Source organism: Streptomyces sp. NBC_00273 (genome assembly GCF_036178145.1).
Taxonomy (GTDB): Bacteria; Actinomycetota; Actinomycetes; order Streptomycetales; family Streptomycetaceae; genus Streptomyces.
On the sequence record NZ_CP108067.1, the window covers coordinates 1,789,011 to 1,805,568 of the forward strand.

General features: G+C 69.6%; 10 protein-coding genes. 7 read left to right on the plus strand and 3 right to left on the minus strand.

The window, feature by feature from the left end:
* Window positions 1-69: 69 nt before the first annotated feature.
* The 3 genes from OG386_RS07690 to OG386_RS07700 all read right to left on the minus strand — a co-directional run bounded on the left by OG386_RS07690 (window position 70) and on the right by OG386_RS07700 (window position 6,472).
* On the minus strand, window positions 70-2,007 hold the full coding sequence (locus OG386_RS07690) for an amino acid transporter (RefSeq protein WP_328787410.1): 1,938 nt from the start codon (window positions 2,005-2,007) through the stop codon (window positions 70-72).
* A 156-nt stretch (window positions 2,008-2,163) separates the two neighbouring features.
* A complete protein-coding gene (gene kdpB / locus OG386_RS07695; RefSeq protein ID WP_328787411.1) occupies window positions 2,164-4,314 on the minus strand; it encodes a potassium-transporting ATPase subunit KdpB in 2,151 nt (716 codons plus the stop codon).
* Between the two features lie 274 nt (window positions 4,315-4,588).
* Entirely contained in the window at window positions 4,589-6,472 is a 1,884-nt protein-coding gene (locus OG386_RS07700) for an APC family permease (RefSeq protein WP_328787412.1), read from the minus strand.
* A 476-nt stretch (window positions 6,473-6,948) separates the two neighbouring features.
* Between OG386_RS07700 and kdpF the strand changes: the two genes are divergently transcribed.
* From kdpF to OG386_RS07735, 7 genes are all read left to right on the plus strand, one after another.
* Window positions 6,949-7,038 carry a K(+)-transporting ATPase subunit F gene (gene kdpF / locus OG386_RS07705; RefSeq protein WP_328787413.1) on the plus strand — a complete coding sequence of 30 codons (90 nt, stop codon included), beginning with the start codon at window positions 6,949-6,951 and terminating at the stop codon, window positions 7,036-7,038.
* Window positions 7,039-7,044: 6 nt separating this feature from the next.
* Window positions 7,045-8,709, plus strand: coding sequence for a potassium-transporting ATPase subunit KdpA (gene kdpA, locus OG386_RS07710; protein WP_328787414.1), 1,665 nt, complete (start codon window positions 7,045-7,047; stop codon window positions 8,707-8,709).
* Window positions 8,706-10,811: a potassium-transporting ATPase subunit KdpB gene (gene kdpB / locus OG386_RS07715; protein ID WP_328787415.1), complete on the plus strand. Its 2,106-nt coding sequence runs from the start codon at window positions 8,706-8,708 to the stop codon at window positions 10,809-10,811. The genes kdpA and kdpB (OG386_RS07715) overlap by 4 nt, the downstream gene beginning before the upstream one ends.
* A gap of 3 nt (window positions 10,812-10,814) precedes the next feature.
* On the plus strand, window positions 10,815-11,492 hold the full coding sequence (locus OG386_RS07720) for a potassium-transporting ATPase subunit C (RefSeq protein ID WP_328787416.1): 678 nt from the start codon (window positions 10,815-10,817) through the stop codon (window positions 11,490-11,492).
* Window positions 11,493-11,589: 97 nt separating this feature from the next.
* A complete protein-coding gene (locus OG386_RS07725; protein ID WP_328787417.1) occupies window positions 11,590-12,279 on the plus strand; it encodes a response regulator in 690 nt (229 codons plus the stop codon).
* Window positions 12,280-12,317: 38 nt separating this feature from the next.
* Window positions 12,318-14,861, plus strand: a complete 2,544-nt coding sequence (locus OG386_RS07730) for a sensor histidine kinase KdpD (protein WP_328787418.1) — start codon at window positions 12,318-12,320, stop codon at window positions 14,859-14,861.
* Window positions 14,862-15,518: 657 nt separating this feature from the next.
* The gene (locus OG386_RS07735; protein WP_328787419.1) at window positions 15,519-16,325 is read left to right on the plus strand and encodes an SDR family NAD(P)-dependent oxidoreductase; all 807 of its coding nucleotides are present in this window, start codon (window positions 15,519-15,521) and stop codon (window positions 16,323-16,325) included.
* Window positions 16,326-16,558: the final 233 nt, after the last annotated feature.

The following is a 16,558-nucleotide window of genomic DNA, read 5'->3' on the forward strand; positions in this document are numbered from 1 at the left end:
CCCGCTGGACCATCGCCGTGGCGAGGGTCCAGCGGGATTCCTGTCGGCATCTTGATGCGAATGGGTCAGTCAGCCCGCGTGGATGTGGGGGCGGCGGGTGCGGTCCGGTTCGGCTTCCCGGATGACCTCGCGGGTGACGGGGGCGACCTCGCCCTGGCCGAAGAGGAAGAAGCGGAAGAAGTTGGCCATGGGGTTGCCCTCGGTCCACTCGAAGTAGATGTGCGGGCGCTGGCCGGTCTCGTCGCGTACGTGGAGCAGGAGCGCGGCCAGCGCGTTGGGGATGCTGGAGCTCTCCAGGGTCAGGACGCGGTAGCGGTCGTGCAGCACTTCGCCGCGTACGCGCATGCCCGATTCGAACTCGGACGCGTCCAGGACCGTGACCTCGACGAACATCACGTCGTCCCCGGCGGGGATGTCGTTGTCCGCGCGGATCTGTTCCTTCTTCTGCCGGTACTCCTCGCGGTCCCGGTTGTCGGGCTCGTTCGCGATGAAACGGATCGTGCGGTTGGCGGTGTCGCGGATGAACCGCTGGGCCATGTCGTCGAGCTCCACGTGCGTGACGCGCAGCTCGAAGACGCGGGCGAGGCGGGATAGAAGGGAGAGGGCCATGATGCCGGCGATGAAACAGGCGCCGATCTTCACGCCGTCGGGGCGTTCCACGATGTTGATGGCGGTCGTGTAGATGAAGACGGCGGAAATGATGCCGAAGCCGATGGTCCAGCCGCGCTCCCCCGCCCGCCGGGCGGCGATGGTCACGGCGACCGCGGCCGAGGTGATCAGCACGAGGACACCGGTGGCGTACGCGCCGCCCTGGGCGTCGACGTCGGCGTTGAAGATCCAGGTGACGAGGAACGCGACGAGGGTGAACACGATGACCATCGGTCGCAGGGCGCGGGCCCAGTGCGGGGCCATGCCGTACCGGGGCAGGTAGCGCGGCATCAGGTTCAGCAGGCCCGCCATGGCGGAGGCGCCCGCGAACCACAGGATCAGGATCGTGGAGACGTCGTAGACCGTGCCGAAGGCGGAACCGAGGTACTCGTGCGCCAGGTAGGCCAGCGCTCGGCCGTTGGCCTCGCCGCCCGGCTCGAACTGGGCGGCCGGGATCAGCAGGGTCGTGATCAGGCTGGAGCAGATCAGGAAGATGCTCATGATCACGGCCGCTGTGGTCAGCAGCTTCTTCGCACCGCGGATCCGGCCCGCGGGCTTCGCATCGGTGTCGTCCGGGTCGCCCTTCACGTGCGGCATGACCGCCACGCCCGTCTCGAACCCTGACAGGCCCAGTGCGAGCTTCGGGAACACGACGAGCGCGATGGCGATCATCATGAACGGATTTCCGTGCTCGGCGGTCAGTGCGGTCGTCCAGTCGGTGATGACCTGCGGCTGCGTGAACACGTTCCACAGCCCGACCGCCACGACGACGACGTTCAGGCTGAGATAGGTGGCCACCAGGACCACGGCGACGCCGATGGCCTCGCTGAACCCCTTCAGGAACACCCCGCCCAACAGGGCGATCAGGATCAGGGTGATCAGTACTTCGTGGCCGTGCAGGGTGCTGGTGAGGTGCGGGTTCTCGACCATGTGCGCGGTCGCGTCCGCCGCGGAGAGGGTGATCGTGATGAGGAAGTCGGTCGCCGCGAACCCGAGCAGGGTCAGGACGAACAGCTTCCCCTTCCAGAAGGTCAGCAGACGCTCCAGCATCGCGATCGAGCCCTCGCCGTGCGGGCTCTCCTCCGCGACGCGCCGGTACACGGGCAGCGCGCCGAAGAGGGTGAGCAGCACGAGCACGATGGTCGCCAGCGGCGAGAGCAGTCCGGCCGCGAGGAACGCGATGCCGGGCTGGTAGCCGAGGGTGGAGAAGTAGTCGAGACCCGTCAGGCACATGACCCGCCACCAGGGCCGACCGTGCGGCTGGGCGGCCGCCTCCTTGGCTGCGGGCGAACTGTTCTCGGCGGTCAAGCCTTCCAGCATCCACGCGCGCAGGCGTGACGTGCGGGCAGGGGTGGCCATCGTGGGTGCTCCTGTCGTACGCAAAGAATCAGCCGTCGACATCGACAGCTGAGCAAGCGTATGCAAATTGATCCTTTGTGCAGGCGAGCGAGCAAACCCTGACGTGTCCTTAACGCGAACGGGGCCATCCGTGGCCGGTCGGGCCCTTGACCGATGTCAGCCGAGGCCGGGGACGGTGGACACCACGAGATCGATGAGTTTGATGCCGACGAAGGGCAGGATCAGGCCGCCGAGGCCGTAGACGCCGAGGTTTCGGCGCAGCAGGTCGTGTGCGGAGGCGGGCTTGTAGCGGACGCCGCGCAGGGCGAGCGGGATGAGGGCGACGATGATCAGCGCATTGAAGATGATCGCCGAGGTGATGGCGGAGGTCGGGCTGCTCAGGCCCATGATGTTGAGGGCTTCGAGGCCCGGGTAGGCCGCGGTGAACATGGCCGGGATGATCGCGAAGTACTTCGCCACGTCATTCGTGATCGAGAACGTGGTGAGGGCGCCGCGTGTGATCAGCAGCTGCTTGCCGATCTCGACGATCTCGATGAGTTTGGTGGGGTTGGAGTCCAGGTCCACCATGTTCCCGGCCTCCTTGGCGGCCGAGGTGCCCGTGTTCATGGCCACGCCGACGTCGGCCTGGGCCAGGGCCGGTGCGTCGTTCGTACCGTCACCGGTCATCGCGACGAGCTTGCCGCCGGCCTGCTCCCGCTTGATCAGGGCCATCTTGTCCTCGGGAGTGGCCTCGGCGAGGTACTCGTCGACGCCCGCCTCGACGGCGATGGCGCGGGCCGTCAGCTCGTTGTCGCCGGTCACCATGACCGTACGGATCCCCATCTGCCGCAGTTCCTCGAACCGCTCCCGGATCCCCTCCTTGACCACGTCCTTGAGATGGATGATCCCGAGCACCCTCGGGCCGTCCCAGTCGTGGACCGCCACCAGCAGGGGCGTGCCCCCGGACTGCGACACCGTGGCCGACCACTGCACCGCTTGCGGCGGTGCGGTCCCACCGCGCGCCGCCACCCAGTCGCAGACCTGCGTCACCGCGCCCTTGCGGATGGCGCAACCCGCGCCGTTGTCCCAGCTCAGGTTCACACCGCTCATCCGGGTGCGGGCGCTGAACTCGGTGAACCGCGGATTGCTGAGGTCCTCCGGGGCGGCCGGCCGGAGCCCGTACTGCTGGGCGAGGGCGACGACGGACCTGCCCTCGGGCGTCTCGTCGGCGAGCGAGGACAGCTGGGCGGCGTCCGCCAGCTTGATGTGGTCGACGCCGGGCAGCGGGATGAACGCTGCCGCCTCCCGGTTCCCGCGCGTGATGGTGCCGGTCTTGTCGAGGAGGAGGGTGTTCACGTCTCCGGCCGCCTCCACGGCGCGTCCGCTCATCGCGATGACGTTCCGCTGGACGAGCCGGTCCATGCCCGCGATGCCGATCGCCGACAGGAGAGCGCCGATCGTGGTGGGGATGAGGGTGACCAGGAGGGCGACCAGGACGGTCGTGGACTGTGCGGCGTGCGCGTGGGCGGCCATCGGCTGGATGGCGACGACCACCAGGACGAAGATGACCGTGAGTGCGGCCAGCAGGATGTTCAGCGCGATCTCGTTCGGGGTCTTCTGCCGGGTGGCGCCCTCGACCAGGGCGATCATCCGGTCGATGAAGCTGTTGCCCGGACGCGAGGTGACCCGTACGACGATCGAGTCGGACAGCACGGTCGTGCCGCCGGTGACGCCGGACCGGTCGCCGCCCGATTCCCGTAGGACGGGGGCCGATTCGCCGGTGACGGCCGACTCGTCCACCATCGCGGCCCCGTCGACCACGTCACCGTCGGCCGGGACCGGCTCGCCGGCTTCGACGAGCACGAAGTCGAAGGGCTGGAGCTCGGCCGGCGTGACCACCTCGGTCTCCGCGTGGTTCAGGTTGGCCCCGTACGTCCAGTGGTTCAGCCGGACCGCGACGGTGTCGGTACGCGCCTTGCGCAGCGACTCCGCCTGAGCCCGGCCCCGGCCCTCGGCGACGGCCTCGGCGAGGTTGGCGAACAGGACCGTCAGCCAGAGCCAGACGCTGATCACCCAGGTGAAGACGGACGGGTGGATGAGCGCCGAGAGCGTGGTCAGGACGGACCCGACGGCTACGACGAACAGCACCGGTTTCTTGACCAGTTCGCGCGGATGGAGCTTGCCGACGGCCTCCCGTGCAGAGGCGGCGAGGAGCTCGGGATCCACGACCTTCACCTGGCCGGAGCGTTTCCGGGACGGTCGGTCGGTCGGAGTCCGCGGAGGTGTCCCGAGACCCGGAGGAACGTGCTGCGCGGCGGCGGGAGGCATGAAGCGACCTTCTGGATGGGTGTTGAGGTGTGGCAGCCCGGCGGCTCGTGGCCGGGCTGCGGGAGAGGACGTCGCCGCCGGGGACCGTCTCCATGGACCCCCTCGGCCGTCATGTGAGTGTTCGGGGTCCCCGGCAGCGCAACAGGCAGGAAATTACCGCCCGTTCTGCAAGGAGCACGCACGTGGGCGCAGGAATTGGCACCGTATTGACGGCGGTGGACGAGACGCGTCAAGCCGCCGTCAGAGGTGCGTCAACACACTGCATGGACACGCTTCAGCGTGCGTCGGCCGTGATGCGGAAGCGCAGCCGGCAGATCACGGCGTCGGTGTCGCGGCGGACGGCGTGGGCGACCACGGAGCCGCGCTGGTTCTGGAGCAGCCGCTGCCAGAGGTGGGCCGGTTCGGTCTCCGGGATCAGGACGGTCACCTGGGCGTCCGGGTGGGTCTGCGCCAGCTTCCGCACGTACGTCGACACGGGGCGGCCGAGCGAACGGCTTTCCGAGGAGACCTCGATCAGTTCGACACCGGGCTTCCACAACTCCCAGTCCCGCCTGAGGGCATCAGTGGTCTGACGGTCTTCCGGGGCCGGGTGGATGACGTTCACGGCGAGGACTTCATCACCGAGTGAGCGAGCGGCGGTGAGGGCCTGGCAGGTCAGACGGGACAGACCGGAGACGGGGACCACGACCACGGAGCGGGAGCGCTGCGGGGGCTGCGGGATCCGGCCGAGCTCCAGACGTTCACCGATCTCGGTGTACGCGCGGTGGACCTTCTCGAAGCCGAGGACGAGCAACGGCAGTGCGAGGACGATCAGCCAAGCCCCTTCGGTGAACTTCGTGGCGGTGACGACGACGGCCGAGACCCCGGTCAGCAGGGCGCCGAAGCCGCCCAGCGCCGCCTTGGCCTGCCAGCCGCGCGGCCGTTCCCCGTACCAGTGCCGGACCATGCCGACCTGGCAGATGGTGAAGCCGACGAAGACGCCGATCGCGAAGAGCGGGACGAGGGTGTTGGTGTCGCCGCCGGAGAAGACGAGCAGGGCCGCGGAGACGGCGGCCAGCGCCAGCACGCCGTGGCGGTGGACCTGCCGGTCGGCCTTGAGGGCGAAGAGGTGCGGCAGGTGGTTGTCGCGGGCCAGCAGGCTCATCAGGACGGGCAGACCGCCGAAGGAGGTGTTCGCGGCGAGCGCCAGCAGCACCATGGTGGCGAACTGGACCACGTAGAAGGCCGCGTTGTGTCCGAAGGAGGCGTCGGCGAGTTGGGCGAGGACGGTCACGCCCTCGACGGGCTGGAGGTGGAAGCGGCCGATGAGGATCGACAGGCCGATCAACATCACGCCCAGGAGCGCGCCGAGGGCGACCTCGGTGCGCTGGGCGCGGCGGGCGGCCGGGGCCCGGAAGGACGGCACGGCGTTGGCGACGGCCTCGACGCCCGTCAGCGCCGAGCAGCCGGCGGCGAAGGCCTTCAGCAGCAGGAGCGCACCGACGGCGGTCGCGCCCTCACCGAGGGCGGAGGCGTGCCCGGTGGCGGACGCGGTGCTGACGGGACCCTCGCGGAAGAGTCCCACGACGACCATCGCGAGGATCGATCCGACGAACACGGCGGTGGGGACGAGGAAGGCCTTGGCGGACTCCACGACCCCGCGCAGGTTCACCGCAGTGACCAGGACCAGGATGCCCAGGCAGATCCACACCCGCTCCCCGTACAGCTCCGGGAACGCCGAGGTCAGGGCGGCCACACCGGCCGTGACGGACACGGCCACGTTCAGGACGTAGTCCAGGATCAGCGAAGCGGCGGCGACCAGACTCGTACGCTTGCCCAGATGGCGTTTGGCGACGGCGTACGAGCCGCCGCCGTCCGGGAACGCGGCGATCACCTGCCGGTACGAGGCCACCAGCACCGCCAGCAGCGCGGCGATCGCAAGGGTGACGGGGAGGGTGAAGCCCATCCCGTAGGCACCGGCCGCCGCCAGCACCAACACGATCGACTCCGGCCCGTACGCCACGGACGCCATCGCGTCCAGCGAGAGCGCTGCCAGTCCCTGGAGGGCGGTCAGCCGGTGACGGTCCCCTGCCGCGGGCGTCCCGACGCCGGTATCAGGAGGTTCCTCCACGCCCGGGGCCCGTCCTGCCGTGCTCGGCTTTCCCATGTCTATGGACATCTTTCGCTGTTCCTCCGTTGGACAAAGTGAGGACAGCGTCCGAATGTCGTGGCCGGATCGCCAGTGTTCTTGGCGCTCTTCATACGGCCGCCGCTCCAGTCTTCACGTGCCCTTGATGCCTGGGCGGGGAGGTCGTACGAGGTGCGGGGCGTCGGCGGCGGACACCACTGCGGCTGCTTCCTACCGCGCGGGCGGGCTCGGCCCTGGACCCGGCGGGGCTGTCCCACCAGGCTTGACCGGGCCTTTTCCCGCGCTTTCCGTCAGGGCGGCGTTAAGAGTCCCCGTGCGCCCGTATGGACCCCGTCAAAGCGTCTTAACGCCGGGATGAAGACACGGTTATCTCGTCATCGGCCACCTGGCCGATTCATTTCTTCCCACTTCATCCAGGAGCTCACGATGGCCGATCTGGCCTTCGTCGTCACCACGGTCGCGGTCTTCGCGCTGGTGGCTCTCATCGCCCGAGGGGTGACCAAGCTGTGAACGCCGAAGACATCGTCGGTCTCCTCGTGGCCGTCTCCCTGCTCGGATACCTCGTCCTCGCCCTTGTGTACCCGGAGAGGTTCTAGCCACCGATGAGTCCCGTTCTCGCTGGTGTGCTCCAGCTCCTCGCACTGATGGCCGCGCTCGCGCTGGCCTACCGCCCCCTGGGCGACTACATGGCCCGCGTCTACTCCTCCGAGAAGCACTACAAGCCGGAGAAGTGGATCTACAAGGCCATCGGCGCCAATCCGTCGGCCGAGATGCGCTGGCCCGCCTACCTGCGCGGCGTCCTCGCCTTCTCCGCGGTCAGCGTCCTCTTCCTCTACGCCCTCCAGCGCGCCCAGGGCATCCTGCCCGGCTCGCTTGGATTCGCCGCGATCGACCCGGACCAGGCCTTCAACACCGCCGCGTCGTTCGTGGCGAACACGAACTGGCAGTCGTACTACGGCGAGCAGGCCATGGGCCACGTCGTGCAGACCGGCGGCCTGGCGGTGCAGAACTTCGTTTCCGCGGCCGTGGGCATGACCGTCGCGGTGGCCCTCGTACGGGGCTTCGCGCGCTCCCGCACCGGAGAGCTCGGCAACTTCTGGGCGGACCTGGTCCGCGGCACCGTACGCATCCTGCTGCCGATCTCGGTGATCGGCGCGATCGTCCTGGTCGCCTGCGGCGCCATCCAGAACTTCGCCGGCATCCACGAGGTCGGCCAGTTCATGGGCGGCACGCAGCAGTGGAACGGCGGCGCGGTCGCCTCCCAGGAGGTCATCAAGGAGCTGGGCACGAACGGCGGCGGCTACTTCAACGCCAACTCGGCCCACCCCTTCGAGAACCCGACCCCCTTCTCGAACCTCTTCGAGATCTTCCTGATCCTGCTCATCCCGTTCGCGATGACCCGCACCTTCGGCCGGATGGTCGGCAACCTGCGCCAGGGCTACGCGATCCTCGCCACCATGGGCGTCATCTGGGTCGGCTTCACCGCGCTGATGATGTGGACCGAGTTCGCCCACCACGGCCCGGCGCTGCAGGCCGCGGGCGGGGCGGTGGAGGGCAAGGAGACCCGCTTCGGCATCGGAGCCTCCGCGATCTTCTCCGTCGCCACCACGCTCACCTCGACCGGCGCGGTCAACTCCTTCCACTCCTCCTACACCGGTCTGGGCGGCGGCATCCAGCTGCTGGGGATGCAGCTCGGCGAGATCGCACCCGGCGGTGTGGGCTCCGGCCTCTACGGCATCCTGATCATGGCGATCATCGCGGTGTTCATCGCCGGCCTGATGGTCGGCCGGACCCCCGAGTACCTCGGCAAGAAGATCAGCACCCGCGAGATCAAGCTCGCCGCCTGCTACATCCTCATCACCCCGGCGCTCGTCCTCTGCTTCACCGCGGCCGCGATGGCCCTGCCCACCCCGGGCAACTCGATGGCCAACCCGGGCGCGCACGGCTTCTCCGAGATCCTCTACGCCTACACCTCGGGCGCCAACAACAACGGCTCCGCGTTCGCCGGTCTGAACGCCGACACCCAGTGGTTCAACAGCACCATCGGCATCGCCATGCTGCTCGGCCGCTTCCTGCCCATGGTGTTCGTCCTCGCGCTCGCCGGCTCGCTCGCCGCGCAGAAGCCCGTCCCCGAGACCGCGGGCACCCTCCGTACCGACAAGCCGCTCTACGCGGGCCTGCTCGTCGGCACGATCCTCATCATCACCGGTCTGACCTACTTCCCGGCCCTGGCGCTGGGTCCGCTCGCCGAAGGGCTCGCATCATGAGCACCGCCACACCCACCAGGGCTCCGCACCAGGACGTGCCCACCGGACACAAGCCGGGCGCCGGACGCGTGGGCGGCGGCCTCTTCGATCCGAAACAGCTGCTGAAGTCCTTCCCGGACGCCGTGCGCAAGCTCGACCCCCGCATCATGATCAAGTCCCCGGTCATGTTCGTCGTCCTGGTCGGCTCGGTCGTCACGACCGTGCTGGCCGTCGGGGACCCGACGAACTGGTTCGGCTGGGCCATCACCGCCTGGCTGTGGCTGACCACCATCTTCGCCAACCTCGCCGAGGCCGTGGCCGAGGGCCGCGGCAAGGCCCAGGCCGACACCCTGCGCAAGGCCAAGACCGACTCCGTCGCCCGCCGCCTGACCAAGGACGGCACGGGCGAGGAGCAGGTGCCGGGCACCGACCTGAGGATCGGCGACCTGGTGGTCTGCGAGGCCGGCGACACCATCCCCGGCGACGGTGACGTCGTCGAGGGCGTCGCCTCCGTCGACGAGTCCGCCATCACCGGTGAGTCCGCGCCGGTCATCCGTGAGTCCGGCGGCGACCGGTCCGCGGTGACCGGCGGTACGAAGGTGCTCTCGGACCGGATCGTCGTGAAGATCACGACGAAGCCCGGCGAGACCTTCATCGACCGCATGATCGCGCTCGTGGAAGGCGCGGCGCGGCAGAAGACGCCCAACGAGATCGCCCTCAACATCCTGCTCGCGTCCCTCACGATCGTCTTCTTGCTGGCCGTGGTCACCCTGCAGCCGTTTGCGATCTATGCGGGCGCCGAGCAGTCGATGATCGTACTGACGGCTCTGCTGGTCTGCCTGATCCCGACGACCATCGGCGCCCTGCTCTCCGCGATCGGCATCGCCGGCATGGACCGGCTCGTGCAGCGCAACGTCCTCGCGATGTCCGGCCGCGCCGTCGAGGCCGCCGGCGACGTGTCCACGCTGCTGCTCGACAAGACGGGCACCATCACCCTCGGCAACCGCCAGGCCTCGGAGTTCGTCCCCGTCAAGGGCACGACGCAGGCCGAACTGGCGGACGCCGCCCAACTGTCGTCGCTCGCGGACGAGACCCCCGAGGGCCGCTCGATCGTGGTCCTCGCGAAGGAGAAGTACGGGCTGCGCGAGCGCCACCAGGGCGAGCTCGCCCAGGCCGACTGGATCGCTTTCACCGCCCAGACCCGGATGTCGGGTGTGGACGTGGACGGCCGCAAGACGCGCAAGGGCGCGGCCGGTTCGGTCATCACCTGGGTGGAGGAGCAGGGCGGTCAGGTCTCCGACGACGCCGACCTCCTCGCCAACCGCATCTCCGAAGCTGGCGGTACGCCGCTGCTGGTCGCCGTCGAGGATGAGAAGGGCGCCCGCGTACTGGGCGTCATCCACCTCAAGGACGTGGTCAAGGAGGGCATGCGCGAGCGGTTCGACGAGCTGCGCCGCATGGGCATCAAGACCATCATGATCACCGGTGACAACCCGCTGACGGCCAAGGCGATCGCGGAGGAGGCGGGCGTCGACGACTTCCTCGCCGAGGCCACCCCCGAGGACAAGATGGCCCTGATCAAGCGGGAACAGGCCGGCGGCAAGCTCGTCGCGATGACCGGTGACGGTACGAACGACGCACCGGCCCTGGCCCAGGCCGACGTCGGCGTGGCCATGAACACGGGCACCTCGGCCGCCAAGGAGGCCGGGAACATGGTGGACCTGGACTCCAACCCCACCAAACTCATCGAGATCGTCGAGATCGGCAAGCAGCTGCTGATCACGCGCGGCGCCCTCACCACGTTCTCCATCGCCAACGACGTGGCGAAGTACTTCGCGATCATCCCGGCCATGTTCGCCGTGGTCTACCCGGGCCTCGACAAGCTCAACGTCATGGGCCTGGCCTCCCCCGAGTCGGCGATCCTATCCGCCGTCATCTTCAACGCGTTGATCATCATCGCGCTCGTACCGCTCGCCCTGAAGGGCGTGCAGTACAGGCCGACCAGCGCCGACAAGATGCTCCGCCGCAATCTGGGGCTGTACGGCGTGGGCGGTCTGATCGCCCCGTTCATCGGAATCAAGATCATCGACATGCTCATCTCCCTCATCCCCGGAATCGGCTGAGCCATGAACACCTCCGTAGGAAACACCGCTCGTCTGCTGTGGGCCGGTCTGCGCGCGCTGCTGGTCCTGACGATCGTCTGCGGCGTCCTGTACCCGCTGGCCGTCACCGGCATCGCCCAGGTCGCCTTCGGCGACAAGGCGGGCGGCTCCGAGATCAAGGACGCGGGCGGCCGGGTCGTCGGCTCGTCCCTCATCGGGCAGACCTACAACCTGCCCAAGCAGAACCCCGACGACCCGGAGGAAGCCGCCGAGCCGGACCTCAAGTGGTTCCAGCCGCGCCCCTCGGGCGGCCTCGGCTCCAACAGCGTCAACACCCAGTACGCGCTGATCCTCTCCGGCGCCACCAACAAGGCCGCCGACAACCCGGACCTGGTCAAGCTGGTCGAGGACGCCAAGGCCGCGGTCATCGCCGACAACACGACGGCCTCGTACGCGGTGAAGCCGCAGGACGTCCCGGCCGACGCCGTCACCTCCTCCGGCTCCGGCCTCGACCCGAACATCTCCCCCCAGTACGCGAAGATCCAGGTCCACCGCGTCGCCGAGCAGAACGGGCTCGAAGCCGAGCAGGTGGAGAAGCTGGTGGAGAAGCACACCGAGGGCCGCACCCTCGGCTTCATGGGCGAACCCCGCGTCAACGTCCTCGAACTGAACACCGCGCTCAAGGCACTGACCAAGAGCTGATGTTCCACATCGCACGGACCGGGAGCCGACAGGCGCGGAACGCTCGCGCCCTGTCGGCTCCTCACCGTGCCCGCGACGAAGGAAAGGCTGCACACCGATGACCCGGGTGCTGGTGGTGGAGGACGACCCTCAGCTCGTCCGCGCGCTGAAGATCAATCTCCAGGCACGCAAGTTCGACGTCGACGAGGCCTCCGACGGCGGCTCGGCCCTGCGGCTCGCGGCCGCCCGCAAGCCGGACGTCATAGTGCTGGACCTCGGCCTGCCCGACATGGACGGCATCGACGTCATCAAGGGCGTCCGCGGCTGGAGCCGGGTCCCCATCCTGGTCCTCTCCGCTCGTCACACCTCGGAGGACAAGATCCGAGCGCTGGATGCCGGCGCGGACGACTACGTGACGAAACCGTTCAGCATGGACGAGCTCCTGGCCCGGCTGCGGGCGGCCGCCCGCAGGCAGGAACCGACTGCTGACTCCCGGGCCGACAAGGTCACCGTGGTCACGACCGACGAGTTCACCGTCGACCTGGTCGCGAAGAAGGTGCACCGGGGCGAACGCACGGTACGGCTGACCCCGACCGAGTGGCACCTGCTGGAAATCCTCATCACCCACCCGGGACGGCTGATCACCCAAAGTCGGCTGCTGCTGGAGGTCTGGGGACCGACCTACGCGGAGAACACCAACTACCTGCGCGTCTACATGGCTCAACTCCGGCGCAAGCTGGAAGCGGACCCCTCACACCCGCGGTACCTGATCACCGAACCGGGCATGGGCTACCGCTTCGAACCCTGATCACCCGCCCGATCGTCAACTGAGCAGAAAGTCTGAACATGGGACGCGGCAAGCTCCGCATCTACCTCGGTGCGGCACCGGGCGTCGGCAAGACGTACGCCATGCTGTCCGAGGCGCACCGCCGGGTCGAGCGGGGCACCGACTGCGTCGTCGGCTTCGTCGAGCACCACAGCCGTCCGCGCACCGAGGTGATGCTGCACGGCCTCGAGCTCATCGAGCGGCGCGAGCTGGCATACCGCGGCTCCACGTTCACCGAGATGGACGTGGACGCGATCCTCGCCCGGCGCCCCGCCGTGGCGCTGGTGGACGAGCTCGCGCACACCAACGTTCCCGGCTCGCGCAACGCCAAGCGCTGGCAAGACGTCGAAGAGCTCCTCCAGGCCGGCATCGACGTCATCTCCACCGTGAACATCCAGCACCTCGAATCGCTGGGCGACGTCGTCGAGACCATCACCGGCGTACGGCAGCGCGAGACCGTACCCGACGAGGTCGCGCGCCGGGCGGATCAGATCGAGCTCGTCGACATGTCCCCGCAGGCCCTGCGCCGCCGCATGGCCCACGGCAACGTCTACAAGCCCGACAAGGTCGACGCGGCCCTCTCGAACTACTTCCGGCCCGGAAACCTGACCGCGCTGCGCGAGCTGGCCCTGCTGTGGGTCGCCGACCGGGTGGACGAGTACCTCCAGGAGTACCGCGGCGAGCACAACATCCGCTCCACCTGGCAGGCGCGCGAGCGGATCGTCGTCGGTCTGACCGGCGGCCCCGAGGGGCGCACGCTCATCCGCCGCGCGGCCCGGCTCGCCGAGAAGGGCGCGGGCGGCGAGGTCCTGGCCGTCTACATCGCCCGCAGCGACGGGCTCACCTCCGCCTCGCCCAAGGAACTGGCCGTCCAGCGCACCCTGGTCGAGGGCCTCGGCGGCACCTTCCACCACGTCATAGGCGACGACGTCCCCGACGCGCTGCTGGAGTTCGCCCGCGGCTGCAACGCCACGCAGATCGTGCTGGGCGTCAGCCGGCGGCGCTCCTGGCAGTCCGTCTTCAGCCCCGGCGTCAGCGCCACCGTCGCCCGCGAATCCGGGCCCGATCTCGACGTCCACATCGTCACGCACGACGAGGCCGCCAAGGGGCGCGGTCTGCCCGTGGCCCGTGGCGCGCGGCTCGGCCGTTCTCGCATCATCTGGGGCTGGGTCACCGGCATCGCCGGCCCCGCCCTGCTCACCGTGCTGCTCAGCCAACTCGTCCCCGAGCTCGGGCTCGCGAACGACATGCTGCTCTTCCTCACCTTCACGGTGGCGGCGGCACTCCTCGGCGGGCTGCTCCCCGCGCTCGCCTCGGCAGCCTTCGGGTCCCTGCTCCTGAACTACTACTTCACCCCGCCGGTCCACAAGCTCACCATCGCCGACCCCAAGAACATCGTCGCCATCGCGATCTTCGTCGGCGTGGCCGTGTCCGTGGCCTCCGTGGTCGACCTGGCCGCCCGGCGCACCCACCAGGCGGCCCGGCTGCGCGCCGAATCCGAGATCCTCTCCTTCCTCGCCGGCAGCGTCCTGCGCGGTGAGGACTCCCTCGACGCCCTCCTGGAACGGCTCCGCGAAACCTTCGCCATGCAGTCCGTCGTACTCCTGGAGCGCACGAGCGAGGTCGATCCATGGACGACGGCGGCAGCCGTCGGCACCGGCACGGTCGTCCGCCCCGAGGACGCGGACGTGGACCTGCCCATCGGCGACACCATGGCCCTCGCCCTGACCGGCCGGGTCCTGCCCGCCGAAGACCGGCGCGTGCTCGGCGCCTTCGCGGCCCAGGCAGCCGTCGTACTCGACCGTCAGCGCCTCGTCGACGAGGCGGAGAAGTCCCGTGAACTCGCCGAGGCCAACCGCATCCGTACGGCCCTGCTCGCCGCGGTCAGCCACGACCTGCGGACCCCGCTCGCCGGCATCAAGGCCTCCGTCACCTCGCTGCGCTCCGACGACGTCGAGTGGTCCGAGGAGGACAGGGCCGATCTCCTGGAGGGCATCGAGGACGGCGCCGACCGCCTCGCCGCCTTGATCGGGAACCTCCTGGACATGTCCCGCCTCAACACCGGCACCGTCGTCCCCCTGATCCGGGAGACCGACCTCGACGAGGTCGTCCCGATGGCGCTGGGCGGCGTACCGGAGGAGAGCGTGGACCTGGACATCCCCGAGACCCTGCCCATGGTCGCCGTCGACCGCGGCCTGCTGGAGCGGGCCGTCGCCAACATCGTCGAGAACGCCGTCAAGTACAGCCCCACCGGCCAACCCGTCCACGTCTCCGCCAGCGCCCTCGCCAGCCGCGTCGAGCTGCGCGTCGTCGACCGCGGACCCGGGGTTCCGGACGAGGCCAAGAACCGCATCTTCGAACCCTTCCAGCGCCACGGCGACGCTCCGCGCGGTGCCGGCGTCGGCCTCGGCCTCGCCGTCGCCCGCGGCTTCACCGAGGCCATCGGAGGCACCCTCACCGCCGAGGACACGCCCGGCGGCGGCCTCACCATGGTCATCACCCTCCCCATAGCGGGGGACGGCCCTACGGTATCGCCGGAGCTCCCGACGTCTGCGGTCACCTGACGTCGAAGCGACCGGCGCGGCCGCGCCGACAGCACGAGCGCCCTGGGTGCGGGATGACGACGGAAGCACGCGAGCCGTCCGGCCCCGGTGTCCCCACACCGGAGAGCCGAACGGCTCATGTGTTGTGCGACGGGTGACCGACACGCGGTCGCACAGGGCCGTACCCCCACGGTGGGGCCATGTGCCGCTCCGGACGGTGTTCAGGTCACCGCCCGTCAGCCGCGTGCCGCCGGTCCGTCGTCCGGCTCCGTCGCCACACCAGTCTGCGCCGGGCCGACGGCCCTGGGAGCATTCCTTGACGGGTTCCTTCCGCACGGAAGTCGATCTTTGACGCGGTCCTGATGGACGGGCATCAGGAGGCCGTCAAGGAGCCGGCCGGCGCTTGCCCCCGTGTCCCCGATGCGATGGGATTGCACCATGAACAGCGGCCCGCGCCACGACGATCGGCCACCGCATCAGGTGCAGCCGACGGCGCCCGCCGTCCGCCCGGCCTTCTGACCTCGGCCGCGCGTCCTCCGCGTACCTGCCGCCCGTCCCCGGACGGCGCTGATCAAGGCTTCGTACGCATCCTCACCTTCGCCGCATGACCTGAGCCCACGCCCCGCCCCGCGCTGGGGCGCCGGGCACGTCGGCCATGCCTTCTTCCGGGAGTTCGACATGTCTGCATCCCTGTCCGGACGTACCGTCCTCGTCACCGGCGCCACCTCCGGCATCGGCTACGAGACCGCCCGCCAGCTCGCCGAGCGGGGCGCCACCGTCCTCCTCCACGGCCGCACGCCCGAGGAGGCCCGGGCCGCCGCCGACCGGCTCGTTGCCACCGCCGGTGCGGACGGCGCCCGTCTGCGGCCGCTCGCCGCCGACTTCGTGCGCCTGGAGGAGGTGGAGGACCTCGCCCACGCCGTCGTACGGGAGCACCCGCGCCTGGACACACTGGTCAACAACGCGGCCATCGCGGCCCCGGAGCGCCACACGCTCACCGCCGACGGCAACGAGATCTCGTTCCAGGTCAACTTCCTGGCCCACTACCTCCTCACCAACCTCTTGGAGCCCGCCCTGACCAGCGACCCGGGCGGGCGCGTCGTCAACGTCTCCTCCGCGCTCCACCGCTCCGGCGCCATCCAGTGGAACGACCCGCAGCGCGTGCGGCGCTACTCCCGCCTCGCCGCCTACGCCCAGTCCCAGCTCGCGCTGACCGTCTTCGCCGCCGACCCGCGCGTCACCGCCGTCTCCGTCGACCCCGGTGTGTGCGAGACCGGTCTCCTGCCGGTGTACGGCCACGAGGGCGCCCCCGCTGCCGAGGGCGCCCAGCACGTCGTGAGGCTCTGCGACCCGGCCACGGAGATCGTCAACGGCGCCTACTACGACCGCTCCGACCGCGTCGCCCCGGCCGCCGCCGCTACCGAGGACCGCACCGTCAAGCGCCTCACCAAGCTCGCCGACCTGCTCGTCGGCCACACCGCCTGAAGGCCCTGTGGCGTGAGCACGCCCTGCTCCGATACCGGCAGCACCCGTCCGGGTCGTGCCGGTATCAGAGCTGCGTCAAGGACCGTCCGACCGTCTTGAGCCCCGTCCCGCAAGGCAGTTGGATGACGGGGGTGAACAGCGGCCCGCGCCACGACGACCGGCCACCGCATACGGTGCGCCCGGCCCCGCGCGCTGCTCACCCGCCGGTGCGCTGAGGCAGCGTTCCCGATCCG